Source organism: Labrys sp. (in: a-proteobacteria) (genome assembly GCF_047605565.1).
In the GTDB taxonomy this organism is placed as follows: Bacteria; Pseudomonadota; Alphaproteobacteria; order Rhizobiales; family Labraceae; genus Labrys; species Labrys neptuniae.
In genome coordinates, this window is record NZ_JASGFM010000002.1 from 94,523 (window position 1) to 120,084 (window position 25,562).

Genomic DNA, 25,562 nt, shown 5'->3' on the forward strand with positions numbered 1-25,562 from the left:
ACCACAGGCCCGATCAACGGGAAACTGCAAGATATCAAATATTTGCAGAATTTCCCGGCGAGACCCGTTCGCGGCCCTCGCCGGGAAATTCTGCTTGCCCAGCGGCGCCGTCCTTATCCCGCCGGTTTGCGCCTCAGGCGCAGGACGAAGGCGATGTAGACCCCAACCAGACCGAGGGCGAGACCGAACCAGGTCAGCGCATATTGCAGGTGGTTGTTGGGGAAAGTGAGGATGGTCTCGCCGCCCTGGGGCAGGCCGCCGGGGGTACTGGCATCGGCATCGATGAAGAAGGGCGCGACCCGCGTCAGCCCTTCGGCCTTGGCGATGCCCGCAATGTCGCGCGTGAACCAGTTGCCGGTGGCAGGATCGTCTGCCGGCGTGAAGAGATTGCGGTCTTCCGTCCAGCGGGCGAGGCCGGTGATGGTGACGGGACCGGCGATCTGCCCGGCCTGGCGGCTGGCGGGATCCTTGGCGTTCTCGGGCACGAAGCCGCGATTGACCAGGATGGTGGAACCGTCGGGACGGATGAGCGGTGTCAGCACCCAGTAGCCCACGCCGCGAAACTGCCCTTTGGCATCGGGCAGGTTGGTGAAGGAGCGGATCTCCTTGGCATGGTCGAAGGTTCCCGAGACCTGCCAATGCCGGTATTCGAGGCCATCCCGCGTCAGGCGCGGCCAATCGGCTTCGGGGGGCGGAGCAACGGGAGCCGCGGTGGTGCGGTCGGCAATCTCCTTGAGCAGGCCGAGCTTCCATTGCAGACGTTCGAGCTGCCAGATACCGAGCCCGACCAGGAAGGCGCCCATCACCAGCATCGAGATCGTCAGCGCCACCAGCGAGCGCGGACGCGAGGAGACCACGGCCGTCGTCATTCTTCCAGCCGGCCTTCGGCCGCCTTGTTGGTGTATTGCAGGGCGACCAGCACGCCCTTCATCCAGCGCAGCAGGCCGAGGCAGACGGCGAGGGAGAGCGGCAGCCACAGGACGATGTGGACCCAGACCGGAGGCGAGAAGGTGAATTCGACATAGACGGCCGCACCCAGCAGGATGAAGCCGGCGACCAGGATGACCAGCACGGCCGGCCCGTCGCCCGAATCGGCAAAGCTGTAGTCCAGGTCGCAGGCGCTGCATTTCGGCTTGAGGCTGATGAAGCCATCGAAGAGCTTGCCCTGGCCGCAACGCGGGCATCTGCCGCGCGAGCCGGTCTGGAAGGGCGAAAGCGGCGCATAATGGTGATCTTGCGGCATCTCGGGCCTCAAAAAGGAAACGGCCGGGTGATCCCGGCCGCCTCGTTGATCGTATGAAGGCGGCTCAGCCGTGCACGCCGCCGGGACCGTAACCCCAGATGTAGATGCAGGCGAACAAGAACAGCCAGACCACGTCGACGAAGTGCCAGTACCAGGCGGCGAACTCGAAGCCGAGGTGATGGCGCTGGGTGAACTGGCCCAGATTGGCGCGCAGCAGGCAGACCGCCAGGAAGATGGTGCCGACGATCACATGGAAGCCGTGGAAGCCCGTCGCCATGAAGAAGGTCGAGCCGTAGATGTGGCCCGAGAAGGAGAACGGCGCGTGGGCATACTCGTAGGCCTGGCACAGCGTGAAGATCAGGCCGAGGACGACCGTGAGGATCAGGCCGTTCTTCAGGCCCTTCTGGTCGCCCTCGAGCAGGGCGTGATGGGCCCAGGTCACCGTGGTGCCGGAGGTGAGCAGGATCAGCGTGTTCAGGAGCGGCAAATGCCAGGGATCGAGGGTCTCGATGCCCTTGGGCGGCCAGACGCCTCCCGTCAGGGTGGTACGAGCGACCTCGGCGGCATCGCCCGGGAAGAGGGCGACGTCGAAATAGGCCCAGAACCAGGCGACGAAGAACATCACTTCCGACGCGATGAACAGCATCATGCCGTAGCGGTGATGCAGCTGCACCACCGGGGTGTGATCGCCCTCGGAAGCTTCCTTGATGACGTCCCACCACCACATCAGCATGGTGTAGAGCACGCCGATCAGGCCGACGCCGAACACCAGCGGGCCGTAGGAATATTTGTGCATCCAGGTGATCAGGCCGATGGCCAGGATGAAAGCCGCCATCGAGCCGACGAACGGCCACGGGCTCGGATTGACGAGGTGGTAATCATGGTTCTTGGTCTGAGCCATGGCTTTCTCCAGATGCCGGTCGCCCGGGAACTTATAACTGCGGTTTGCTCGACGTGTCGGTTTTCGGTTCGGCCGCCGCGAGCGGAGTCACGGGAGGCTTGGCCGGATAGTAGGTATAGGAAAGCGTGATCGTGTGCACGCCGGCAAGATAGTCGACCTTGTCGATCGCGGGATCGACGAAGAAGACCACCGGCAATTCCTGGCTCTCGCCCGGCCCCAGCTTCTGGTTGGTGAAGCAGAAGCACTGGATTTTCGAGAAATACGCACCGGTTTCCTGCGGCGTCACATTGTAGGCGGCCGCGGCATAGGTGGTTTCCTGGGAGAGGTTGGTGATCTTGTAATAGACCGTCTTCACCTCGCCGGCCTTGACCGTCACCGAGCGCTGCTCGGGCTCGAACTTCCAGGGCAGGGCCGGGTTGATGTTCGAATCGAAGCGCACCTCGAAGCTGCGGTCGAGGACTTGGCCCGGGGCGGCCTCGGCAACGCGCGTGGTTCCCGCGAAACCGGTGACCTGGCAGAACAGCGTATAGAGCGGCACGGCGGCATAGGCCGCACCGACCATCGATGCCACGAACGCGATGCAGGACACCGCGATCACGCTATTGCCGACCTTGGGGCGCGAAGAGGAGGGCTTGTCGGGCGTTCCAGCCATTCTAGAACCCCTTGTCGAGCACGCCGGGGCCCTTGACGAAGCTCACGGCATAGACGAGCAGCACGAAGGCGATGAGGGCGGCGGCGATCGCGATGGAACGCCAGTGCAGCTTACGCGCCTGGTCGGCTGGCAGCCTGGCGACCCAGCTGTCCTTGGGCGGGCGCTGATAGGCGAGGGGACGGAACAGGATGATCAGCAGCAGGATGATCAGGGCCGGTCCGATGAACCAAAAATGATGCGCCATCATGCCAGGACCCTCATCACCAGCGCCTCGCCGAGCAGGCAGGCGAACAACACGAACAGATAGAGGATCGAGTAGCCGAACATGCGCTTGGCCGGTCCCATGTCGCCGGGCTTGCGCCAGATGTCGATGGCAAGCCAGAGCATGCCGAGCCCACCCAGGCCCGCAACCACGCCATAGCTCCAATGCGCATAGCCGAGCAGCCAGGGCAGCATGCCGATCGGAGCCAGCAGCACGGTGTAGATCAGGATCTGGCGGCGGGTCTCGTGGTCTCCCGCCACCACGGGCAGCATCGGCACGCCGGCCTTTTCGTAGTCGCCCGACTTGAACAGCGCCAGCGCCCAGAAATGGGGCGGCGTCCACATGAAGATCAGGGCGAAGAGCACGAGGCTTTCCACGGTTACCGTGCCGGTCACCGCCGCATAGGCGACGACCGGGGGCAGGGCGCCCGCCGCACCGCCGATCACGATGTTCTGCACCGTCCAGCGCTTCAGCCACATCGTGTAAACAACGACATAGAAGAAGATGGTGAAGGCGAGCAGGCCCGCGGCGAGGAAGTTGGTGAAGACGCCCAGCGCCAGCACCGATAGGCCGGACAGGATGATGCCGAAGGCGAGCGCCTCGCCCGGGCTGACCCGGCCGGCCGGAACCGGACGGTTGCGCGTACGCGACATCACGGCATCGATGTCGGCGTCGTACCACATGTTGAGGGCGCCCGAGGCGCCGGCGCCGACCGCGATGGCGATCAGGGCGGCGAGGCCGATGACCGGATGGATCGGGCCGGGCGCCACGACCATGCCGGTGAGGGCGGTGAACACCACGAGCGACATCACGCGCGGCTTGAGCAAAGCCAGGAAATCGCCAACCGACGCGATGCTGATCACGGGAACAGCATCGTCAGCCTCGCCTTGGATGGGCATGCCGATATCGGTCAAAGAACGTTCCTTTTCGTCGAGCCGGCCAGACAGGAGATGCTTGGTCTGAGAGCATTTGGCCGGAGGCCCTTGCGGGCCGGTTTTCTTCTCGAGCCTTCGGGGAAAGGCTCGAGAAGAAAACCTGTTTGCTGGAGGCGGGAGGGCGGCCGTCGAAACGGCCGCCCTCCCGAAAGCTCATGCGTTCGAGGGGCTCAGCGGATGCGGGGCAGCGTCTCGAACTGGTGGAAGGGCGGCGGCGAGGACAGCGTCCATTCCAGGGTGGTGGCGCCTTCGCCCCAGGGATTGGCGGCCGCCTGCTCCTTGCGGACGAAGACCGCATAGAAGTTGATGGCCAGGAACCAGATCACGCCGCCGAAGAAGATGAAGGCACCGAGCGAGGAGACCAGGTTCCAGCCTGCGAAGGCCGGGTTGTAGTCGACGAGGTGGCGGGGCATGCCGGCGAGGCCGAGGAAGTGCTGCGGCATGAACAGCATGTTGGCGCCGACGAAGGCGATCCAGAAATGCACCTGGCCCATCCAGTCGGGGATGACGTAGCCGAACATTTTCGGGAACCAGTAGTACCAGCCCGCGAAGATGGAGAAAACCGCGCCCAGCGACAGCACGTAGTGGAAATGCGCCACCACGTAATAGGTGTTGTGCAGCGAGCGGTCGACACCGGCATTGGCCAGCATCACGCCGGTGACGCCGCCGACGGTGAACAGGAAGATGAAGCCCGTCGCCCACACCATGGGCGCCTTGAAGTCGATGGAGCCGCCCCACATCGTGGCGATCCAGGAGAAGATCTTCACGCCGGTCGGCACCGCGATCACCATGGTGGCGAACACGAAATAGGCCTGGGTGTCGACGTCGAGGCCGACGGTGTACATGTGGTGGGCCCACACGACGAAGCCGACGACGCCGATGGCGACCATGGCATAGGCCATGCCGAGATAGCCGAAGATGGGCTTGCGCGAGAAGGTCGAGATGATGTGGCTGACGATGCCGAAGCCCGGCAGGATCATGATGTAGACTTCGGGGTGACCGAAGAACCAGAACAGATGCATCCACAGGATCGGGTCGCCGCCATTGGCCGGATCGAAGAAGGCGGTGCCGAAGTTACGATCCGTCAGCAGCATGGTGATGGCGCCGGCGAGGACGGGCAGCGACAGCAGCAGCAGGAAGGCGGTAACCAGCACGCCCCAGGCGAACAGCGGCATCTTGTGCAGCGTCATGCCGGGTGCGCGCATGTTGAAGATGGTGGTGATGAAGTTGATGGCGCCCAGGATCGAGGAAGCGCCGGCCAGATGCAGCGACAGGATGGCGAAATCCATCGCCGGTCCGGGCGTGCCCTTGATCGAGGACATCGGCGGATAGGCCGTCCAGCCCGTGCCGACACCGAGGTCGTCGGCGCCGGGGCCGCCGGGCACGAACATCGAGATGATCAGGAGGCCGAAGGCCGGGATCAGCAGCCAGAACGAGATGTTGTTCATGCGCGGGAAGGCCATGTCCGGCGCGCCGATCATCAGCGGCACGAACCAGTTGCCGAAGCCGCCGATCATCGCGGGCATGACCATGAAGAAGATCATGATCAGGCCGTGCGCGGTCACGAACGCATTGAACGTGTAGGGGTTGGTGAAGAATTGCTGGCCCGGGAACATCAGTTCCGCGCGCATCGCCACCGACAGCAGGCCGCCGATGATACCCGCGACGAGCGCGAAGATCAGGTAGAGCGTGCCGATGTCCTTGTGGTTGGTCGAATAGACATAACGGCGCCAGCCGGTCGGATGATCATGCGCGTCATGGGCATGCGGATCTTGGGCATGATCCCCATGCGCCGATGCGTTGTGGGCAGTGGCCATCACATTCAATCCTTTAGTCGAGCCGTCAGGCCATTACTTTACTACGACGGAGGTCGCGGCTGCGACCTTGTCCAGGGCGGCGCCGTTCATTGCAGTCTTCTTGCTGGCCACCCACTTCTGGAACTCTTCCTCGCTCACCACGCGGAAGGCGATTGGCATGAAGGCATGGTCGCGGCCGCACAGGCGCGAGCACTGGCCATAATACATGCCTTCGCGGGTGGCCTTGAACCAGGTCTGGTTCAGGCGGCCGGGAATGGCGTCGATCTTGATGCCGAAGGAGTTCACCGAGAAGGAGTGAATCACGTCGTTGGAGGTGACCTGCACCACCACCGTCTTGTTCACGGGCACGACGACCTCGTTGTCGACCTTGAGCAGGCGCAGCGGATCGCTCATGGGCAGGTCGCGCACCATGGTGGAGGAGAAGGAAATGTCGCCATTGTCGGGATATTCGTAATCCCAGTACCACTGGCTGCCGGTCGCCTTGATGGTCAGGTCGGCCTTCGGAATCACTTCCTCCATGTAGAGGAGCTTGAACGAGGGCAGGGCGATGCACACCAGCACCAGAATCGGCAGCACCGTCCATGCCACTTCCAGGATGGTGTTGTGCGTGACCTTGGAGGGGACCGGATTGGCCTTCTTGTTGAAGCGGACGATCACGTAGAGTAGCAGGACCATCACGAAGAGGGTGATCGGTACGATGAACCACATCACATAGGTATGGAACCAGTTGATATATTCCATGACCGGCGTGGCGGGTTCCTGCAGGCCCATCTGCCAGGGCTGCGGCTCGCCGAGGCCGCCCTTGGCGGCCTCTTCGGCACCGGCCGTGCCGATCATGAGGCCCCACAGCAGCGATGACAGTGCCACCCCGCCCATTTTCTTCCTAGCCTGGAAAGCCATCCGCCTTCTCTCCAATTCCCCGCCGACACGACGCAGCCGATACGGCACGTGGTACGCCTCTTGGCTCGTTACCGGTCGGGAGCGCCAATCGCGCAAAACTCTCTGGCGCGCAGATTTCACGGATTGGAACTCATGTAAAGCACACGGTCACTCAAAAACCACAATCCACAGCGCATCGCAATGGTTCGACGTCCACGGTTTGTGCGGCAATTGGGCGCGAAAGCGCCATGATGTGCCGTCAACCTGGGTGGAGCACCGTTGCGGCGCCGTGCTTGACAGTCAGGGCCTGTCTGCTACCCGTCGCGACTGAAATCCAAACCGGGCCTGCGGGCCCTGATTCGGCGAGGATGTAACTTGTTGGCACACATGCTGAAACATGCTCTTGCGACCACGCTGCGGCGGGTAGCCGGCCTTTCCTTCGCGGGCCTGCTGGCCGGTGCCGTGCTTGGCGGTCCTGCCGCGGCGCAGCAGACCGATCAGCTCGGCGTGCTGCGCTCGACCCACGACAATTGGCAGGTGCGCTGCGATACCCCGCCGGGAGCCCAGCAGGAACAATGCGCGCTGGTGCAGGCCGTCACCGCATCCGATCGCCCCAATGTGGCCCTCTCGGTGCTGGTGCTGCGCACCGCGGACCAGAAGAGCCGCCTGCTGCGGGTGATCGCGCCGCTCGGCGTGCTCCTGCCGTCTGGCCTTGGCCTCAAGATCGACGGCAAGGATGTCGGCCGCGCCGCCTTCGTGCGCTGCCTGCCGACGGGGTGCCTGGCCGACGTGGTGCTCGACGATTCCCAGATTGGCATGCTGCGTACCGGTAAGGAAGCCACCTTCATCATCTTCCAGACACCGGAAGAGGGCATCGGCATTCCGTTGACCCTGAAGGGCTTTGGCGAAGGTTTCGACAAGCTGAAATGAGGCATTGGAGGGTCGATCTCCGAATCGACCTTTCGTGGATCTCGACGGTGCCGGGTCGATCCGGAGATTGACCCTCCAAGGGTGCCTTATACTGTCGCCCGATCCAGAATCGGCCGCAGGTTCAGGCCGGCAGGGAGGGCGCCGTAGCAGCCACGCATGCCGCCAGCGAGGCGGCCGGCGATGAAGGCCTCGGCCATCGGTGCAGGGCCGTGGCGGAGCAGAAGCGAGGCTTCCAGCGCCAAAGCGAGATCTTCCACCAGACGGCGGGCCAGGCCTTCCTGCAAGCCGCCAGCACGCATGGATTTCTGGATGGCTGCGACGAAGGCATCGTAGCGCGGATCCAAACCCCGTGCCGCCTCCAATTCGCTGCGCAATGCCTCGACGGTCGCGGGCTCCTTGGCGAGCGCCCGCAGCACGTCGAGCGCGTTGACATTGCCGGAGCCCTCCCAGATCGCGTTGACAGGCGCCTCGCGATAGAAACGGGCGAGCGGTCCCTCCTCGACGAAGCCGTTGCCGCCGAGACATTCCAGTGCCTCGTAGCTGAGATTGGGCAGGCGCTTGGTCACCCAGAATTTGGCGATGGCCGCCCCGATCCGCGCAAAGGCAGCTTCCTCAGGCGTATCGGCATCGAAGGCCCGGGCGACTCGCATGACCAGCATGGTGGCCGCTTCCGCCTCGACCACCAGGTCGGCGAGGACGGGCTGCATCAGGGGCTGCTCGATCAGGAGCTTGCCGAAAGCCCGGCGATGGGTGGCGTGGTGTACGGCCTGTACCGCGCATTGGCGCATCATGCCGGCACAGACCAGGGCCGCGTCGAGCCGGGTCTGGTTGACCATGGCCATGATGGTGGCGACGCCGCGTCCTTCCTCGCCGACGCGCCAGGCCAGGGCACCGGCATAATCGATCTCGGCCGAAGCGTTGGAGCGATTGCCGAGCTTGTCCTTGAGGCGCTGGATGAAGATGGGATTGCGGGTGCCGTCCGGCCGCCAGCGCGGCACGAAAAAGCAACTGAGCCCACCGGGCGCCTGCGCCAGGGTGAGGAAGCCATCCGACATCGGGGCCGAACAGAACCATTTGTGCCCGGTGAGTTCGTAAAAGTCTTCACCGAGGGGGGCTGCGCGGGTGGTGTTGGCCCGGACATCGGAGCCACCCTGCTTTTCCGTCATCGCCATGCCGATGGTCGCCGCTCCCTTGTCGGCTACCGGCCGGGCCGAGCCGTCATAGGCATTGGCTCGGACGAGTGGGCCCCATTGTGCAAAGAGAGTCGGCGCCTGGCGCAATACGGCCAGGCTGGCGCCGGTCATGGTGATCGGGCAGCACACGCCGGGTTCGATCTGGGTCAGCATATATTCCAGGACGGCATGGGCGACGAAGCCGCCGGAACGCCCCGAGGCCGGCAGGGAATGGATGCCGGCCTCCAGGCCGCGTGCCATCAGGGCATGATAGGCGGGGTGGAACTCGACATGATCGATGCGCTGGCCGAAGCGGTCGAAACTATGCAGTTCGGGCGTGTGGCGGCCGGCGGCCTCGCCGAGCGCGATCGCTTCGGCGCTGCCGATCGAGGCCCCGAAGGCGCTCGCGGCGTCCCGTGCCCAGCTGGCGCCTTCGCGCTCCAGGGCAGCCTGCAGCCCGGGGTCGCTGTCGAACAGGTTGTAGTCCAGCAAAGGCGGGACCTGGTTGGTCACCTGATGGGTCGGCAGGTCGGCGATCGGCTCTTGCGCAATCATGGCGTGGCTTCCTGACTGCGGGCCAAACTATCGCGTGGGAGCACCTCTGGCGAGGGGGGAAGGGAGGGCAGGGGTTTTCCGCCGCAGGATATCGGCCTATATCGATGCCCTTCGCCCACCATGGGCAACGGGGCGTGCGGATCGTCCGGCCTTCTTCCGAATGCCGCAACGAGGTCCGCATTCCCAGGAATTGGACTGAAAATGCGCCATCCCCAAGCCGACGACGATGCCGCGCCCGCCGAGGTGTCGGTGCAGCCGGCCGCCCTGTCGCCGACGGCGAAATTCGTGACCGGCTCGATCATGCGCCATGTCGTGGTGATGACCACGACGGGTTCGATCGGGCTGATGTCCGTCTTCGCCGTCGACCTCATCAACCTGTGGTACATCGCCCATCTCGGCGACACCGCGGCGACGGCCGCGGTTGGCTACGGCGCGGCGGTGCTCTTCCTGGCGACCTCGATCTGCATCGGCGTGATGATCTCGGCGGGTGCTCTGTGCTCACGCGCATTGGGGGCCCGCAATCGCGAGCTGGCGCGACGCTACGGGGCTTCCATCCTGGTGTGGATGATCCTGATCAACGCGCTGGTGGCGGCAGTTGCCTTTCCGCTGATTCCCTGGCTGCTTACGCAGCTGGGCGCGACCGGCCGCACGCTGGAGCTGGCGACCATCTTCCTGCAGATCAGTGTGCCGAGCGGCGTGCTCATGGGCAGCGGCATGGCGCTTTCCGGCGTGCTTCGTGCCGTCGGGGATGCCAGGCGCTCGATGTATGTCACGCTGTCGGGGGCGATCGCCGCTGCGATCCTCGATCCGATCTTCATCCTGTGGTTCGGCCTCGGTGTCGAGGGGGCGGCGATCGTCATCGTGATCTCGCGGCTGGTTACCGTTGGAGTTGGCTGGTATGGCGCTTCCCGCGTGCATGATCTGGTGGGCCGGCTGTCGCTGCGCGAGGCACTCGCCGATACCGGGCCGATCATGGCGATCGCGGGGCCGGCCATGCTCGCCAATCTCGCGACCCCCGTGGCCAATGGCTACATGACGGCGGTGCTGGCCCCCTTCGGCGACGGCGCCGTGGCGGGCAATGCCGTGATGGGGCGCCTGATCGCCTTCTGCTTCGGGGGCATCTTCTCGCTCTCAGGCGTCGTAGGACCGATTCTCGGGCAGAACTACGGTGCCGGTCGACTCGACCGCGTGCGCCGTGCCCTGACCGATGCCTTCACCTTCACCACGATCTATGCGCTGGTCGTGTGGGCGGTGCTGGCGGCGGCGCACCAGCTGGTGATCCGCCTGTTCAACATCGTCGATCCGCAGGCTGCCCAGCTCATCACCTTTTTCTGCCTGTTCGCGGCGGGATCGTGGGTCTTCCACGGGCTGCTCTTCGTTGCCAACGCTTCCTTCAACAATCTCGGCTTTCCGATTGCCGCGACCCTGTCAAATTGGGGCAAGGCCACGCTCGGTACCATTCCCTTTGCCATGGTTGGCGCAAAATATTGGGGAGCGGAGGGGGCATTGGCCGGACAGGGGCTTGGCGCCGTGATCTTCGGCGTGTTTGGTATATGGTGGGCTTACCGCTCGCTGCGGTGGCTTAAGGTCCCTGGACAGACCTAGAGCAAAGCGCGTTTGGACCGAAACGCTCATTTGCTCTAACTCTTTGGTTCGACGCGTCTTTGCGATTCTGGGCGTAACCGCCAAATCGCAAAACGCTTTAGGGCCGCGGCGGCGGTGGCATGGGAAGCGGCATGAACACACTTTTCGATCTATTGAACACCGCGCAGAACGGGCAGGCGATCGACAATCTGGCCCGCCATTTCGAGCTCAGCCAGAAGCAGGCTTTGGCGGCGGCCGAGGCGCTGATGCCGGCCTTTTCGCTCGGCCTGAAGCGAGAGGTGGAGAAGGCGAAGACGGCTTCCGAACCGCCGGATTTCTTCGGCTTGTCGGGAGTGCCGCAGGTCGACAGCTTCCAGGATGCGGCCCTGGCCTTCACACAGCAGGCGACCCAGCAGGGCCAGCGCGTGATGGCAGCCCTGTTCGGCACGTCCGAGATGACGAAGGCTCTGTCCCAGCTCGCAGCCTTGCAGAGCGGCGTCGCCGCCCCGGTGATCGCCGCGATGCTGCCGTCGGTGGCGTCCATCCTGGTCAGCGGCCTGGCGCGGGCAGGGGCGCCGGCGCCCAGCAATCCGTGGGGCGACATGGTCGAAGCCATGATGCGGGCTTTCCAGCCGTCTCAGCCCAAGCCGGCTCCCTGGTTCGACAACAGCGCATTGGCAGCGTTATGGGCGCCGTTCCTGATGCCGAGCCCGGCCCCGGTTCCCAGAAATGACGCGGCGGCGGTAATGGATCAGATGCTCGAAGCGGGAAGCCGGATCCAGAAAGCGCAGGCTGATGCGATGCAGTCGCTCCTGGAGAGCTGGTTCGGCAAGAAGTAGCCCACGAAAAAGCCCGCTTCAGGCGAAGCGGGCTGAGGTGCGGAAGTCACGCTTCCGGGGCGTTCTGCCGCAGGGGAAGCGGCCAGAAGTCGTGCCGGTCGGGCATCAGGCGTGCAGACCAACGAAATTGTCATGCTTGGCGGCCTTGGCCGAGCAGCGCCAGTCCATTTGCGCCGCGACGAGCTGGGCCGACGGATCGCGCCAGAGCGGCTGCGACAGGGCGCCTTCGACGTCGGTCGGCGTCAGGCCGAGATCGCGCAGCATCGCTGCATCCGCAGCGGCCAACTGGTTGATTTCCTGGCGGTTGTGAAGCGCGACGGCGAGACTGGCGATCTTGCCGAATACAGCGCGCACCATCTCGGTGAGGGTCGAGACGAGAGAGGAAGACTGGCTGTTGACGACGACGCTGTTCATCGGATTCTCCATCGGGCGGCCGGTGATGCAGCGCTCCCGGATGGAACGCTCCACTCATCACCAATACTGAACGGTAACACTATGAAACATCGGCATTGATCAATCCAACGAATGTTTCTAATGTTCAGCATAAGCGATTGTTATCGTGCTCCTTGATGGCGCGTGGAGGCACGCACCTCAGGCAATAGCGAGGCGAGGGTAGCCATGGCAGTGCTGTTGGATATCGATCAGCTCAGGACCTTCATTGCCATCGCCGAAACGGGCAGCTTCACCCGCGCCGCGGACATCGTCTTCAAGACCCAATCCGCCGTCTCCATGCAGATGAAGAGGCTGGAGGAGCGCATCGGCAAACCGATCTTCGAGCGGGACGGTCGCGCCTCCAGGCTGACGGAAGACGGGGACAAGCTGCTCGACTATGCCAGGCGCATCGTCAAGCTCAACATGGACGCGGTCTGCGCCTTCTCCCAGAACGAGCTGACCGGGCGCGTGCGCATCGGCATTCCCGACGATTACGCCGACCGCTACCTGCCCGAGATCATGGCGCGCTTCTCGCAGGCCAACCCCAGGGTCGAGGTGACCATCGTCTGCGAACCGACGCCCATGCTGATCGAACGTATCAACACCAATGATCTCGACCTCGCCATCATCACCCATGTCGAGCACAAGGGAGCAGCCGAATTCGTGCGGCACGAGCGCCTGCTCTGGGTGACCTCGAGCCGGCATCAGGTCCATACCGAGACACCGCTGCCGCTTGCGCTCGGCCGTCCGAGCTGCGGCTGGCGGCAGGCGGCGCAGGAGAAGCTCGAAACCATCAATCGCAGCTATCGCGTACTTTATTCGAGCTGGAATTCGACCGCGGTCGGCGCCATGGTCCTTGCCGGCCTGGCGGTCTCGGTGCTGCCCGAGAGCGCGTTGAAGCCGGGCATGCGTGTCCTCGGTCCCACCGACGGCTTCCCGCCGCTGCCCTCCTGCAAGATCGGGCTGGTGCGCAATTGGCGCGAGCAGACTTCGCTGACCGATGCGCTCGCCAGCCTGATCATCCAGAGCCTCGACAATCTGGCGCAGAACGAAGCGGCGGAATAAAGCTGCCGGTTTGGATGAGGCGAGGAGCCATCGATCCGACAGCCTCTTTCCCGGATCGGCGGTGTGCTCAAGCCGCGCTTTTCAGCGGGCTCGGCGAGCCCTGGTTCGCCAGGACCAGGGCCGAGGCGGGATTGAGGCTGTCCACCATCGTGGTCGGGATCAGGATGGTGGCGCCCCGCTCCTTGGTCGTTTCGTAGATGATGTTCATGGCCCTGAGCTGCAAGGCGGCCGGATGGCTGGCATAGGTCTCGGCCGCCTCCACGAATTTGCTGGCGACTTCGGCTTCCGCCGAGCCGAGGATGACGCGTGCCTCTCTTTCCCGCTCGGCCTGGGCCTGGCGTGACATCGCATCCTGCAGGGCCACGGGGATGGCGACGTCGCGGATCTCCACCGACATCACGGTGATTCCCCATTCGGCGGTCTTGCCGCCGATGACATCGCGCAGGCGCTCGTCGGCCGCCTTGCGATCGGACAACAGGGAGGACAGCATCGAGGCGCCGATCATTTCGCGTAGCGAGGTCTGGGCGACGCGGTCGATCGCCTCTCGGTAATGGGTGATCGCCAGCGCCGCTTTCTCGGCATCATGCACATGCCAGAAGATGATGGCATCGACATTGACGGGCACGGTGTCGCGGGTCAGGGCCTGCTCGGCGTTGAAGGCGGTGGTCTGGATGCGTTCGTCGATCACGGCGACGACATTGTCGATGACCGGAATGATCGCAAACAGGCCGGGTCCGTAGACGCCCTGCAGATTGCCGGCGCGCAGCACCACGAATTTCTGCTAGGTATTGGCCATCTTGAGGGAGGCCGCGACGATGAGGGCGAGCAGGAACAGGACACCGGCAAGCCAGTACTGACCGAGATAGGCCGAGCCTGCGCCGGCGAGGGTGAGAATGCTCGTGGCGAACAGGGTGATGGGGTTCATGGCGATACTCCCGGAGCGGGCGTGGAGGCGTCATCGCCTCCTGGCGCCAGTTCCTGGTTCCGCCGCATCCTGCGGGTCCTGGTGACCCCGTCGGGAGCAAAGCGCTACGGCGGAGCAATCCCGAGCATGGCGGGCCGGGGCCGCAGTCCCATCCTGCATATGGCCATCGCCGCCGCGCAGTTAAAGAGGAGCGCCGGCAGCGCCCGGAACCCGGCTGGGATCAGGGATGCGTCATCAACTGGTTGGTGAGCAGGCGCCGGTAGAGCAAAGCGAGCACCACGGCGAAAAAGCCGTCGAACAGGGCGAACCACAGGAAGCCGCCGCCGCAGAAGAGCCAGATCAAGGCCATCCACAGGCGGCCGCCGATGCCGATCACATTGGGCATCCGAGCAATCAAGGGCTGGTGCCAGCCGGGAACATAGAGCGCGGTGACGAGCAGCAGCGTGGCGCCCCAGCCGCGTTCCCAACCCACCGGAACGGCTTCCGGCAGGCCCACCATCTGCGAAACCCAGCCGGGGCAGAAAATGCAGGCGAGCCCGATCAGCACATGCACGGCCATGTTGAAGCCGAGCACGAGCCGGTAGCTGCGCAGGGCCCTGGCGGCCTGCGCCATGGTCCATCCGAGGGTGAGGGTCTGATCGGTCATGGCGGGGTTCTCCCGGTCAGAAGGTGAGCAGATAGGAAAGTAGATCCGATTTGGCGGATGCCGGCAGATCCGTGCCGTAGAGATGGCCATCCTTGCCGTTGCCGGTCTGGGTGGTGTCGAAGCAAAAGCCGGTTGCCGGCGGCGGGCCCTTGGGATCGCAGGGCGGCGAGAGGAAGCCGCCATTGACGCCATCGATCACGTCGCTGCCGCGCAGATAGGCTGCTGGCCGCTGGGCAGGCGGGGCGAGCAGATCCTTCAGCGTGGGAACGGCACCATTGTGCAGATAGGGGCCGCGCAGCCACAGGCCATCGAGCGGGAGATTGGCGTAGCCGTCGGTCTTTTCGAAGGATCTGAAGGCATAGGGTGTACCGGCGAACAGTTCCGTGAGCTGCCTTTGCCGGAAGGCCGGCGTGTAGCTGTCGAGGCGCGCTCTGTCGGTGCCGAGCCGCGCGATGGGATCGACCTTGCCGATCGCGTCGCCCTGGAACTGATAGCCCGCCGGATCCTGCTCGCCATGGCAGGAGCTGCAGGCGCTCCTGTAGACGGTGCGGCCCCGCTCGACGGCTCCGGCATCGGGCCGGTTGGGAGAGGCCGGCGGCTTGAGCGTGAGCAGCCAGTCGGCAACGCGCTTGATGGCGGCATGATCGACCGTCTCGGGGGTGACGCCGGCACCGAGCGCAGCCGAAAGATTGCGTTCGGCCAGCGAGGTGTTGTTGCCGTCCCAATGCAGATGCATGCCCTCGCGCGGTCCCTGCTCGAAAACGGCAGGGAAGTCGGCGGCGCCGATGACCTCGGCCGGCGTCAGTGTCGAGGCGGGAATCTTCATCTGCACCGCCTTGTAGGGATTGAAGGTGTCGACCCGGCCCGGACCCCAGTCGGGCTGGCGCGAGAGCAGCGATTCGAGCCGGGCATGCCGCGCGATCAGGCCTTCGCGCAGGGGAGGCAGCACGAGATAGCGCCAGGCGACTTTCTCGACCACGCCGAAGCGATGGCCGGCGGCTTCGGCCGCGGGAATCAGCGTGTCCGGCGCCATACGCTCGTCGGCGGCCGTCGACAGGACGAAGCGTACGAAACGTTCGAACTGCAGATTGTTGGAGGGCATTGCCGGTACGGTGGTGCGGGGCCCGTTCGCGCTCAGGCGATAGGTGCCGGTGTGGCAGACGGCACAGTTGAGCCAGACCATGTCGACGCCGCGCACCGTCCGGCGCGAGACCCCGATGGGCAGGTCGCGCTGTCGCCCCAGGTTGTCCTTTTCATAGAGGAAGCCGAAGGCGCTGTAGTCGTCGCGTTGTTCGAAGGCATCCGGGAACAGCCTGGGCAGGGCCTGCCAGACCCGGTAGGGAATGCCGCTTTCCGTCTCCGAGCCGATCGAGCCATATTTGAAATGCTCGATCACGTCGCCATAGCGCGGTGTGTCGTTGCGCGTGAAGAGGATGGCCGCCGTCAGGGCGAGATAGACAGCCGCCACCAGGGCGGCGATGAGCACGAGCCGCACCGGCCGCCATCTATGGCGGCGTTGCGCCAGTTGGCGCTCGACTTCGGTGACGAAATAGGGTTCCGGCATCGTGCTTTTCCTTGAATGTGGTCGAGCGGCAGCCTCCGATCGGCTCATGAAACGGGGTGAGGGGGGGTGCGTTTTCGTGTGGCTCTGGGGGGATTGGCCACCGCGGGAGCAGGGCTCGAACCGGATGGATCCGCGCCGGGAATGACCAGGTCGGGCTTCGTCGCATAGATCGAGTAGAGGGCGGCCAGCATGGCGTCGCGGTCGGGAAAGCGCTGTTCCTCGTAGCAACCCAACGGGTTCTTGGCCGCGTTGACCAGGCATTTGTTGCAATAGGTGCAGGGATTGGCCGGGCGATCGTGCCCAGCCTGCCATTGCCGGGGCAGATCGTTGTTGGCGATGAGGGAGCGGGCAATCGCTACGCCGTCGCACTGGCCCGAGGCGAGCGCCTGACGGACCACCGAGGCCGTCTGGAAACCGCCGGTGACCAGCACCGGGATGGTGAGGGCCTGCTTGAACTGGCGGGCTTCCTCCAGGCTGATGCCCTCGATGCCATGGCCCTTCTTCATGCGGAACCAGAGCCAGCGGAAGATCGGCCGCAGGGCCGGGTAGCGGAACAGCAGAAAATTGCGCAGGCCGTAGAGACCGGAGGCGATCATGGCGTCGTAGACCACGGCCAGGGTCTCCAGCGAAAGGTCGCCCGGCGGATTGAGGGGATGGGGGAAGAGCGAGCCGGTGGAGACGTGAATGGCGTCGACCCCTGCTGCCTGGCAGTAGCGCGCCACCTCGATGGTCTCGTCGATGGTGTTGCCCTTCTTTTCCCAGGGAATGACGTTGTTGCGATCGACCGCGGAGAGCTTGACCTGCAGATGGAAGTCCCGGCCGACATGGCAGCGGATCGAGCGGATGACCTCCAGGAGGAAGCGCGCCCGGTTGGGCAGGGAGCCGCCGTAATGGTCGGTGCGGTCATTGATGCCGGAGGAGAGGAACTGGGTGAAGAGATAGCCGTTGGCTGCGTGCAGCTCGACGCCGTCGCAGCCCGCCTCGCGGGCTCGCCAAGCCGCACGTCCGAATTTCTCGACCAGGATGCCGATCTCGCCCGACGTCATCGCCTGGGTCGGAAAGCCGTGCAGGGTCTCGCGCGCATTGGTGGGGCTGGGCACCGGGCGATGCTGGTTGGTGACGCCAGGCACGTCCATCTGCCGGCCCGAATGGCTGAGCTGCATGATGAAGCGGCAGTCATGGGCGTGGACCGCCTCGGCAATCCGAGCCCACAGCGGAATGAAGGCATCGCGATGGTTGGTGGCGTAATTGGCCGCGATCCGCCCCTCGATCGCCACCGGCACGAAGGAGGTGATGATGGCGCCGACACCGCCCCGAGCGAACTTGCTCTCCCAGTTGAGGCGGGTCTGGGTAGGCGAGCCGTCTTCATTGTCCCAGCGTCCGGAAATACTGGAGCGTAAGATGCGGTTCTTGACCGTGAGATTGCGGAAACGGAGCGGCGTGAAGATTGGATCCTCGCCGATTGACTCGGATGGTCTCATGGCTCGTCGTCCTGCATGCAGGCTGCCGTCCAGATCCCGGCGAGCAGCCGGAACACGAAGCCGGAGGCCGGGCAGGCGCTCCAGGAGGCGGATTGGAAGGCGGTGGCGGGATCGAGCGTGCGCCCGGCGGCATGGGCGAGCTTGAACCTCACCAGGGCGCCGGGTTCCAGCGAGCCACCGGGGATATCGGCCACGCCCTTGGCCTGGCGCAACACCGAGTCGGGTGCGGCGAGCGAGGCGATCGCCGCCGCCCTGCCGTCGAGGGCGAAGCGGCGGCCGGGATCGTCGTGATGGCCGCGCAGCCGGTCGAGGCTCGCGACCAGATTGTGCACGGCGATGCCGACGGCATGGATGGCAACCGGATCGCGCCCGACCGCGCCGGCCAGGATGTTCCTGTCGGCCTGCAGGGTGCCGAACAGCGCCTGCTGCAGCCAGAGCAAGGGATTGGCGGTGCGGGCGGCGGCATCGAAGCGCACGGCCGCGTCCCACAGGCGTTGGGCTTCCGCTTCCTGCGGCGTGAAGGCCGGGTCGAATTGGCGGGCGATCACGGCCTGCAGCGCCGGCCCGACCTGTTCGCGCGGGCCGGTGCCCCTGACATAGGCGACCAGCGGGTGCTTGCCGGACAGTTCGGGCAGGGCCGCGTCGTGCAATCGGGCGGCGAGGGCGGCCTGGGCCGCGCGGCGCTCTCCGTCATGGCGCGCCCGCATGGTCGGAAACGGGATGCCGTCGATGGCAAATATCCGTGCCAGCCGGCCGGCCAGCATCCGGTTGAACAAGGGTCCGGCCTTGCCGAAGGCGCGGTCGAGACGGGGATCGCGGTCGATCGCAGCGATGGTGGCGGCGTCCTCGACTTCGAGGAGATCGATCAGCAAGGGGATGCGGATGCGCCGGGCCATCTCACCTGCTCGCCTTGGTCCAGGGGAAGAAGACATTGCGGGTGACGGCGAAAGCCGGCGCGAGTTCGGGGAGATGGCGCTCCAGCACGCTACGCAGCGAATTGTCCTGGACCCAGCGGAAACCGGCCGGCGTATAGATCTCCGGGCGAAAATCCTCGGTGAAGAAGCGATCGCTCTTGAAGCGACGCGAGGCCATCAGGATGAAGATGCGGAAAACGGTGTCGGAAAAGCCGAATCCCGGTGGGGAGCCGTTCGAAGCGTTGCTTTCCGCCAAGGTACCGACCAGGAGATCGACCTGCTCGACCGAGCCGTAGACATCGCTGAGTTCCTGGCGCCAGCGAGGGTCGTTGGTGAGTTCCTCGAAGCTGCGCGGTGCCGGCGCGCCGATCAGGCGGCGGAATTCGCAATAGCGCGGCACACCTCGTTCACGGTCGCGCAAGATGTCGACGGCCGCCAGGTCGATGAACAGATGATCGTCCACACGCTTGTCGAGCCGGCGGAGTGCATTGGGGTAGTTATGGAGCACCAGCGCGCCGGGATGGGCGGTGGCGAGGGAATAGAACACATTGAGGAAGCCGGCCTTTTGGTAGACGGCGCGTGTCTTGTCGGCGAAGACATCGGCGAGCCCGCATTCGAACAGGGCGTCGTCGTCTTCGTGCCGGCGAAAGGAAAAATCGTCCGGCAGCAGCGAATGCAGCCGGTAGGAGGCGGCGAACTCCTCGGTCATGGCATAGGGCACGCCACCATGGTCCTTGGGCGAACCCGGAATGCCCGAGAGGATCTCACCGTCACCGATGCGGCCATGGCTGTTCTTGAAGGTCTCGCCGAGCAGCCCGAAATAATTGCCGCGCATGGCGAAACGGCCCGCTGGCGAATTCATCAGCGCCGGCGTCCATTCGACAGTATGGATCTTGGCGAGCAAAGCCGCGTTGACCAGCCGTGCTTTCTGGAACAGCCATTCGCCGGTCTCTCCGGGATGGTCGATGCGCAGACGGTCGACGATGGCGTTGTGCTCGCGTGCGAACAGGGTGTGCAGGGCGGAAAGGCCGACCCACCAATTGCCGTTGACCCCTGCAAGCTCCAATCCCTGCTGTTTGGCCTTGGTATCGACAGGCAGGTGACCCTCTTCGTCGAGATGGATCTTGCCGTCGGGGCGAACGGCATTCGTTGCCGGGTCGGTGCGGATCTGAAGCTGGCGCTCGAGGCAGGAGCCATAGATCTGCGAGGCGTCCCACCAATGGCTTTCGACATTGGTGTAGGTGGGCGGCCGTCCCGGCTGGTCGGCCGATGGGACATCCGACCTGGTGCGCCTTACTTTCATCGAAGGCGTTGGCCAGCCATCGCCCTCCGGTACGGGAAAATGATGGGGATTTTCCTGGAGATTGGGCCCATGGCTCAGCCAGTCATGCACCATGAACTGGATCCAGGCCGCCGCCAGCACATTCAGATGCGGGACCGGCGCAAAAGCCTCCCGCGCAAGCAATCTGGAGCTGACCAGGCGTGGATTGGGCTCATACAGGGTTGGTGCCACCTCGCCATAGGTCTTGTCCAGCGGGACGTTGCGGCCAAAACGCGTACCGGCCCGCCCCATCCAGGGCTGGGCGAGATCGTTGTAGCTGCCGTCGGGCGTGCGGAAATGCTGAATGTCGAAACCGTTGGCGAGGGCGGGTTGCGCCGGTGCGGTTTCCGTATCGAACAGGTTGTTCCGCCGCAGGATGCCACGAAGCCCGAGAAGGATGGCATCGCTCAAAGGGAAGGGCCAGAGATACCATATCTTCAGGCGGCTGGTCACACGTGCCAGCAATATCAGCGTGTTATCGACGATTGCGCTCATCGCTGCCTCCCCTGCGGTCGCAATGATGAGTAGGAAGCGTTGGCTTGTCGACTTCGAAATCCTGATCGACAGAACCGGAATCACGGTATTGTCACGGTATTTGATGCAATGAATTCTTCAGAATCGAGAGTATGGTGGGTTATTATACCTCGAAGGCGAGGGCCTTCGGGAAAGCGCATTTGTTTTGTCTGATTTTTTGTGAATTTACATTGGCGTTGAGGTAGGGGGCTATCGCTTGCGCTGTTCGAGAGGCCGTCGCGGTTTCAGGCGGCGCGCGGGCGCTGATGCCGAAGGATTGTGCGCTCGATCGTTTCGGGGCGCGTCTGCATTTCGATGACGAGCAGGGCCGCCCCGAGCAGCAGTCCGGTGCGCAGATCGGACTGGGCCGGCGCGATGGAGAGGTTGCGCGTGGCCAGTGGCAGCGAGCGCTGATAGACCAGCTCGCGGATGCCCGACATCAAATCCTCACCGGCCAGGGCGAGCGTACCGCCGATCACGATCACGCTGGGATTGAGCACGCTGACGACGTCCGACGTCACCTCGCCGAGCACGCGGCCGGCTTCGCGTACCAGCCGCACGGCTTCCGGCTCGCCTGCCTGGGTCAGCGCAATGATGTCGCGGGCGGCCGAGGCCTCGATGCCATGGCCCCTCAGATCGCGCGCGATGGCCCAGCCGGCGGCCCGCGCCTCGACACAGCCGAGCTTGCCGCAGCGGCAGAGCGGGGCGGGAGCGTGGGTGAGCTGAATATGGCCGATATCGCCGGCCGCACCCTGGGCGCCGCGATAGAGCCGGCCGTCGGTGATGATGCCGCTGCCAATGCCGGTTCCTGCCTTGATGTAGAGGAACTGGCCGACATCGGGCCAGAAACGGCGATATTCGGCCAGGGTCATCAGGTTGACGTCGTTCTCCACCACGACCGGCGCGTCGAAATGCCGGTGCATCCAGCCCCGGATGTCGAAATCGTCCCAGCCCGTCATGACGGAAGGACCCACCACGCGGCCGCCCTCATGGTCGACCGGCGCCGGCAGGCCGAGACCGATCCCGAGAACCTCGTCGCTGTCGCGTCCGATCTGCGCCAGCAGTACCTGGAATTGCTCGACGATCCAGCCCAGGACCGGTACCGGGCCGCGGCGAATGTCGACGCTTCCCACCGCTTCGGCCAGGATGCGCGGTTCGAGATCGGTGACGGCCAGGCGCACATGGCTCTCGCCGATATCGGCGCACAGCGTCACACCGAAGGCGGTGTTCAGCCGGATGAGGCGCGCCGGCCGCCCGCCGCTCGGCATTGCATCCGGTGCCTCCTCGATCAGCCCGGCGGCGAACAGGGCGGCGAGGCGTTCGGTCACGGTGGAGCGCGACAGGCCCGAGGCCTCGATCAGGGCGGACCGCGAACGCGCTTTTCCAGCGGCGATCAGCCAGAGGATTGCGCCGGCTCCGGCCGCCGAGCCCGCTTCCTGCCCCGACCTGATACTGTCTTTCACCGCCACTCCTCGCTGCCGGCCCTGTTTCCTGCGGCCGGCAAGCTTATGACTAGAATCAGTCATAAGCCAGAGCTGGAGCGCCAAGCTGAAAAGGAAGGCGTGGGATTTGGAGTGTCAGCCTCCTGCTGACATATCTGTCGACGGATACGGTGGTTTCTGGATGTCAGCCCCGCTCCATCAAGCGATGGAGCTGTGAAGCTGGCGCTCCAATCTCCGTTCAAGTCAAAGCGCCTGGTCAGCGGCGACCGGTCAGCATCAGGAGATTGCCGGCCAGCACGACCGCCAGGCCTGCTATAGCGAGCGCGCTCCAGACATAGCCCTCGAAGATCGTCGAAATGGCCAGGGCGACCACCGGGAACAGCACGGTGGAATAGCCGGCCCGGCTGGCGCCGATGCGCGACAGCAGGGTGAGGTAGGCCGCAAAGGCCAGGACCGAAGAGAGCAGAGCCGACCAGAGCAGCGCGCCGAGATAGGGCAGGTTGGGCTCGATGATGAAGGCCTGCCCGCGCGCGAGGCTGAAGGCGAACAGGAAAAGCGAGCCGTAGACCATGCCCCAGGTGGTGGCGGAGGTAAGGGAAATGGCGCGGTTCTTCAGGCTGAGAGTCAGCATGTTGCCGAAGCAGAAGCTGAGGGTGCCGACCACGCACAGGATGAGGCCGGTAAGGGCGGTGCCCGAAAGATGGTCGCCGGCAAGCTGCGGCGCGAACATCAGGCCGACTCCGGCAAAACCCATCAAGGCGGCGGCAACCGAGCGCAGGCTGGGTTTCTGGCCGAAAATCAGGGCACTCAGCACGATGTTGAACACCGAAGCCAATGAAAAGACCACGGCGAGCAGGCCGGAGGGCGTCGACAGGCCGCCATAGTAGAAGCACAGGAAATTGGTGGAAAAGAGCAGCAGGCCGAGCCCGGCGAAGCTGAGATGGTCCTTCCAGGCAAAGGATAGCGGAGCGCCCGACAGCACGACCCAGCCCAGCATCATCACCGCGGCGAGCAGGAAGCGCCACAGCAGCGACACTTCCGGCGCGACCACGCCGAGCTGCATGTGCAGCGCGATCCAGGACGTGCCCCAAACGAAAACGACCCCGGCATAGAGGCCGAGATCGGTAGCTCCGAGAGGCGCTGCCTCGCTCGGTCCTGCCTTCAAAGTCGTGCTGGTCATGCCTTGGATTATCGGGGGATTTGCCGGGCTGGTCCAATCAAGCTCGCGAATGGAAATCATCGCGCCGGTTGATGGTTGCGCGGGATGGATGCTTCAATCCGTCCGTGATCATCGCGCTCCGAACAAGCCCCCTCCCCGGCGATGGGAGCTGCGCGGCATGGATTCTTCGTTTCGCTCGATTGACAAAACTCAGTAAGAATTTTTTACTTATATGAATATTTTTTTCTAATAGGTGAAGTATCGAATAGGATTTCCGTTAACTGATAGGAGAAATGTGTATGTCGAGGCGTGATACGTATCCAATCCGCATATTTCTGACTGTCGTGGCCGTTACTTTCCTGTTTTCTTCGGCGCCACCAGCGAGAGCGTTTGAAGACACCGGCAAATACCAGCCGATCAGCGAAACCGAGGCCGAAAGGACGATCACGCTGACGGGGCGCGACCTCACCTACCAGCAGGTTGTCGAGATCGCCCGCAACGGCGCCAGGGTCGAGCTCAGCCCCGAAGCGCGACAGCGCTCGGCCGATGCCTATGGCCTTCTGCTGCAGGGCGCCGCCGAGAACGTCACGATCTATTGGTTCAATCGCGGCGCCGGGGATCAGCGGGAGACGGTGATCTTCTCCGGTGATCCGACCACCCCGGAGAACACCAAGCTTTTGAAGGACCAGCAACTCGCGCGGTTCAAGGACGGTGTCAGGGACGGTTATGGGCCGGAGATCCGGGAAGAGGCCCTGGTGCGTGCCATCATGGCCATTCGCGCCAATACGATGTCATACGAGGCCGCCAGTCCGCCCCTGACGCAGATCCTCGTCGACATGCTGAACAAGCGCGTCACGCCCGTCGTGCAGTCGCGCGGCACGCTCGGCGAGGGCGATCTGAACACCCTGGGCAATATCGGCGCCGCGATGGTCGGGGAGGGGGATGCCTATTACCGCGGCGTCCGGATGCCCGCCTCCCAGGCTCTCGCCCAGGCCGGCATCAAGCCCCTCGAACCTTTTGCCGCGGATGAAGCAGCATTGATCAGCACGAATGCCTATGCGCAGGCACAGGCGGTTCTGCTGCTTGAGGACTCCCGCAGGCTGCTGGAATGGACCGATCTCGTCTATGCGATGGACCTGCTTGGCATGAATTCCAGCGTCACGCCGATTTCCGCTCCGGTCCAGTCGATGCGCCCTTATGGCTGGCTCACCTGGAACGCCGCCCGCATCATGGACATGATCAAGGGCAGCTATCTGTTCGACGAGGACGCCGCCCGTATCATCCAGGATCCGGAGAGCATGCGGGCCTCGAGCCAGCGGCAGGGCTCGGCCTGGCAGGCCTGGGCGGATCTCAGGGATTCCGTCAGCCTTTCCATCAATTCATCGGATCACAACCCGGCGACCATACCGGGGCTCACCCCGGAAAGTTCCTGGGAACTGAGCACGCCGCAATTCATGAAGTACCACGTCAAGGGCGGCAAACTCAGCGGCGGCAAGTCGGGCTACATCTTCTCCAACGCGAACTGGGATCCCTACCCGCTCGCCAATCAGGTCGAAGCGTTCACCCTCGCCCTGACGAATATGGGCGTGGTGATCGCCCAGCGGATCGAACGGTTCAAGAACCCGTTCTTCACCGTGGTCAAGCCGGCCGATGTCCTGAACGCCGAAACGCGGAAGAACGCGCCGACATTCGGTGGTTACCTGCCGACCGACCTGTGGCAGGAGCTTGCCGAGATGGGCACGCCCGTCACGCCGGCCGGCCAGGCCATCGTCTCGACGGTCGAAGACCTCCAGGCGCAGACCAGGATCAAGACCGAACGTGCCCGCAAGGCCGTCGACCTCTCTTTCGAACTGCTCGCGCATGACCTGCTGACCGCGAGTTACTGGATGGAGATCCGCAAGATCCAGAATCCATCCCGCAATTTCGGCAAGGCACCTTCCGAAGCGCTCGCGGCGCTGCGTCAGGTCGTGCCGTGGCAGCAATCCGCACAGGATCGTCCGAAACGCCCGATCGGCATGGTGGTCTATGATTTCATGCAGGCCAACCCGGCATCGAAATTCTATGCCGGCGGACCGAAGCCACCGCAAGGCCGGCCATTGCCGAAGGCGGGGCCGCAATAGCCGACAGGCGACGGGTGCCGCTCCGCGGCGGCACTCGCTGTATCAGATCGCGAACAGCCTGACCTGTCATTCCCTTCCCACCGCCTTTGGCGGTGCCGGGAATGACGGCACTTCCGTTTGCATAGAGGTCAAATTGCGTGACTTGGTGGCAATTCGCGGCGCTGCGAATCACGGTCCTGGCGGAGTGCGGCGTTTTGCCCGAACGTGCTTT

At 64.3% G+C, this 25,562-nt stretch carries 24 protein-coding genes; 5 read left to right on the plus strand and 19 right to left on the minus strand.

The features are described from left to right. Positions 1-113: 113 nt before the first annotated feature. From QM672_RS02545 to coxB, 8 genes are all read right to left on the minus strand, one after another. The gene (locus tag QM672_RS02545; RefSeq protein WP_415080528.1) at positions 114-869 is read right to left on the minus strand and encodes an SURF1 family protein; all 756 of its coding nucleotides are present in this window, start codon (positions 867-869) and stop codon (positions 114-116) included. Continuing rightward, positions 866-1,243, minus strand: coding sequence for a DUF983 domain-containing protein (locus QM672_RS02550; protein WP_415080529.1), 378 nt, complete (start codon positions 1,241-1,243; stop codon positions 866-868). The genes QM672_RS02545 and QM672_RS02550 overlap by 4 nt, the downstream gene beginning before the upstream one ends. A gap of 64 nt (positions 1,244-1,307) precedes the next feature. Further along, the gene (locus tag QM672_RS02555; RefSeq protein ID WP_311945272.1) at positions 1,308-2,144 is read right to left on the minus strand and encodes a cytochrome c oxidase subunit 3; all 837 of its coding nucleotides are present in this window, start codon (positions 2,142-2,144) and stop codon (positions 1,308-1,310) included. A gap of 31 nt (positions 2,145-2,175) precedes the next feature. Next, the gene (locus tag QM672_RS02560) at positions 2,176-2,796 is read right to left on the minus strand and encodes a cytochrome c oxidase assembly protein (RefSeq protein ID WP_415080530.1); all 621 of its coding nucleotides are present in this window, start codon (positions 2,794-2,796) and stop codon (positions 2,176-2,178) included. A 1-nt stretch (position 2,797) separates the two neighbouring features. Next, positions 2,798-3,043, minus strand: coding sequence for a hypothetical protein (locus tag QM672_RS02565; protein ID WP_415080531.1), 246 nt, complete (start codon positions 3,041-3,043; stop codon positions 2,798-2,800). Continuing rightward, positions 3,040-3,963 (minus strand): heme o synthase, encoded by a 924-nt coding sequence (cyoE, locus tag QM672_RS02570; protein WP_371260366.1) that lies wholly within the window; start codon positions 3,961-3,963, stop codon positions 3,040-3,042. Before cyoE ends, QM672_RS02565 begins: the two co-directional genes overlap by 4 nt. 200 nt (positions 3,964-4,163) lie before the next feature. Then, positions 4,164-5,810, minus strand: coding sequence for a cytochrome c oxidase subunit I (ctaD, locus tag QM672_RS02575; RefSeq protein WP_311943313.1), 1,647 nt, complete (start codon positions 5,808-5,810; stop codon positions 4,164-4,166). A 33-nt stretch (positions 5,811-5,843) separates the two neighbouring features. Then, the gene (gene coxB, locus QM672_RS02580; protein ID WP_415080532.1) at positions 5,844-6,710 is read right to left on the minus strand and encodes a cytochrome c oxidase subunit II; all 867 of its coding nucleotides are present in this window, start codon (positions 6,708-6,710) and stop codon (positions 5,844-5,846) included. 366 nt (positions 6,711-7,076) lie between these two features. On the opposite strand from coxB, the gene QM672_RS02585 reads away from it, so the two are divergent. Continuing rightward, positions 7,077-7,619, plus strand: a complete 543-nt coding sequence (locus QM672_RS02585; RefSeq protein ID WP_311943311.1) for an invasion associated locus B family protein — start codon at positions 7,077-7,079, stop codon at positions 7,617-7,619. Positions 7,620-7,705: 86 nt separating this feature from the next. Here the strand turns inward: QM672_RS02585 and QM672_RS02590 are convergent, their stop codons facing one another. Then, positions 7,706-9,346: an acyl-CoA dehydrogenase family protein gene (locus QM672_RS02590; RefSeq protein ID WP_311943309.1), complete on the minus strand. Its 1,641-nt coding sequence runs from the start codon at positions 9,344-9,346 to the stop codon at positions 7,706-7,708. A 201-nt stretch (positions 9,347-9,547) separates the two neighbouring features. Here QM672_RS02590 and QM672_RS02595 point away from each other — a divergent pair, with 201 nt between their 5' ends. Beyond that, entirely contained in the window at positions 9,548-10,951 is a 1,404-nt protein-coding gene (locus QM672_RS02595; RefSeq protein WP_415080533.1) for an MATE family efflux transporter, read from the plus strand. A gap of 131 nt (positions 10,952-11,082) precedes the next feature. Continuing rightward, positions 11,083-11,769 (plus strand): DUF937 domain-containing protein, encoded by a 687-nt coding sequence (locus tag QM672_RS02600; RefSeq protein WP_311943305.1) that lies wholly within the window; start codon positions 11,083-11,085, stop codon positions 11,767-11,769. Positions 11,770-11,874: 105 nt separating this feature from the next. On the opposite strand, the gene QM672_RS02605 is transcribed toward QM672_RS02600, so the two are convergent. Next, positions 11,875-12,183: a DUF1127 domain-containing protein gene (locus tag QM672_RS02605; protein WP_415080534.1), complete on the minus strand. Its 309-nt coding sequence runs from the start codon at positions 12,181-12,183 to the stop codon at positions 11,875-11,877. Between the two features lie 204 nt (positions 12,184-12,387). On the opposite strand from QM672_RS02605, the gene QM672_RS02610 reads away from it, so the two are divergent. Next, positions 12,388-13,266 (plus strand): LysR substrate-binding domain-containing protein, encoded by an 879-nt coding sequence (locus QM672_RS02610; protein WP_311943301.1) that lies wholly within the window; start codon positions 12,388-12,390, stop codon positions 13,264-13,266. Positions 13,267-13,333: 67 nt separating this feature from the next. On the opposite strand, the gene QM672_RS02615 is transcribed toward QM672_RS02610, so the two are convergent. From QM672_RS02615 to QM672_RS02655, 9 genes are all read right to left on the minus strand, one after another. Then, a complete protein-coding gene (locus tag QM672_RS02615) occupies positions 13,334-14,038 on the minus strand; it encodes a slipin family protein (protein WP_415080535.1) in 705 nt (234 codons plus the stop codon). A gap of 9 nt (positions 14,039-14,047) precedes the next feature. Continuing rightward, positions 14,048-14,191: a hypothetical protein gene (locus tag QM672_RS02620; RefSeq protein WP_415080536.1), complete on the minus strand. Its 144-nt coding sequence runs from the start codon at positions 14,189-14,191 to the stop codon at positions 14,048-14,050. 220 nt (positions 14,192-14,411) lie between these two features. Next, a complete protein-coding gene (locus QM672_RS02625; protein WP_415080537.1) occupies positions 14,412-14,837 on the minus strand; it encodes a hypothetical protein in 426 nt (141 codons plus the stop codon). Positions 14,838-14,853: 16 nt separating this feature from the next. Then, a complete protein-coding gene (locus QM672_RS02630; protein WP_415080538.1) occupies positions 14,854-16,401 on the minus strand; it encodes a cytochrome c in 1,548 nt (515 codons plus the stop codon). 44 nt (positions 16,402-16,445) lie between these two features. Continuing rightward, positions 16,446-17,882 (minus strand): NADH:flavin oxidoreductase, encoded by a 1,437-nt coding sequence (locus tag QM672_RS02635; RefSeq protein ID WP_415080539.1) that lies wholly within the window; start codon positions 17,880-17,882, stop codon positions 16,446-16,448. Next, a complete protein-coding gene (locus tag QM672_RS02640) occupies positions 17,879-18,778 on the minus strand; it encodes a hypothetical protein (protein ID WP_415080540.1) in 900 nt (299 codons plus the stop codon). Before QM672_RS02640 ends, QM672_RS02635 begins: the two co-directional genes overlap by 4 nt. Position 18,779: 1 nt before the next feature. Continuing rightward, positions 18,780-20,612 carry a peroxidase family protein gene (locus QM672_RS02645; RefSeq protein ID WP_311943289.1) on the minus strand — a complete coding sequence of 611 codons (1,833 nt, stop codon included), beginning with the start codon at positions 20,610-20,612 and terminating at the stop codon, positions 18,780-18,782. Between the two features lie 263 nt (positions 20,613-20,875). Further along, a complete protein-coding gene (locus QM672_RS02650) occupies positions 20,876-22,093 on the minus strand; it encodes an ROK family protein (RefSeq protein WP_415080541.1) in 1,218 nt (405 codons plus the stop codon). Positions 22,094-22,328: 235 nt separating this feature from the next. Then, positions 22,329-23,252 (minus strand): DMT family transporter, encoded by a 924-nt coding sequence (locus QM672_RS02655; protein WP_415080542.1) that lies wholly within the window; start codon positions 23,250-23,252, stop codon positions 22,329-22,331. 278 nt (positions 23,253-23,530) lie between these two features. Between QM672_RS02655 and QM672_RS02660 the strand changes: the two genes are divergently transcribed. Next, positions 23,531-25,351 (plus strand): aromatic amino acid ammonia-lyase, encoded by a 1,821-nt coding sequence (locus tag QM672_RS02660; protein WP_415080543.1) that lies wholly within the window; start codon positions 23,531-23,533, stop codon positions 25,349-25,351. Positions 25,352-25,562: the final 211 nt, after the last annotated feature.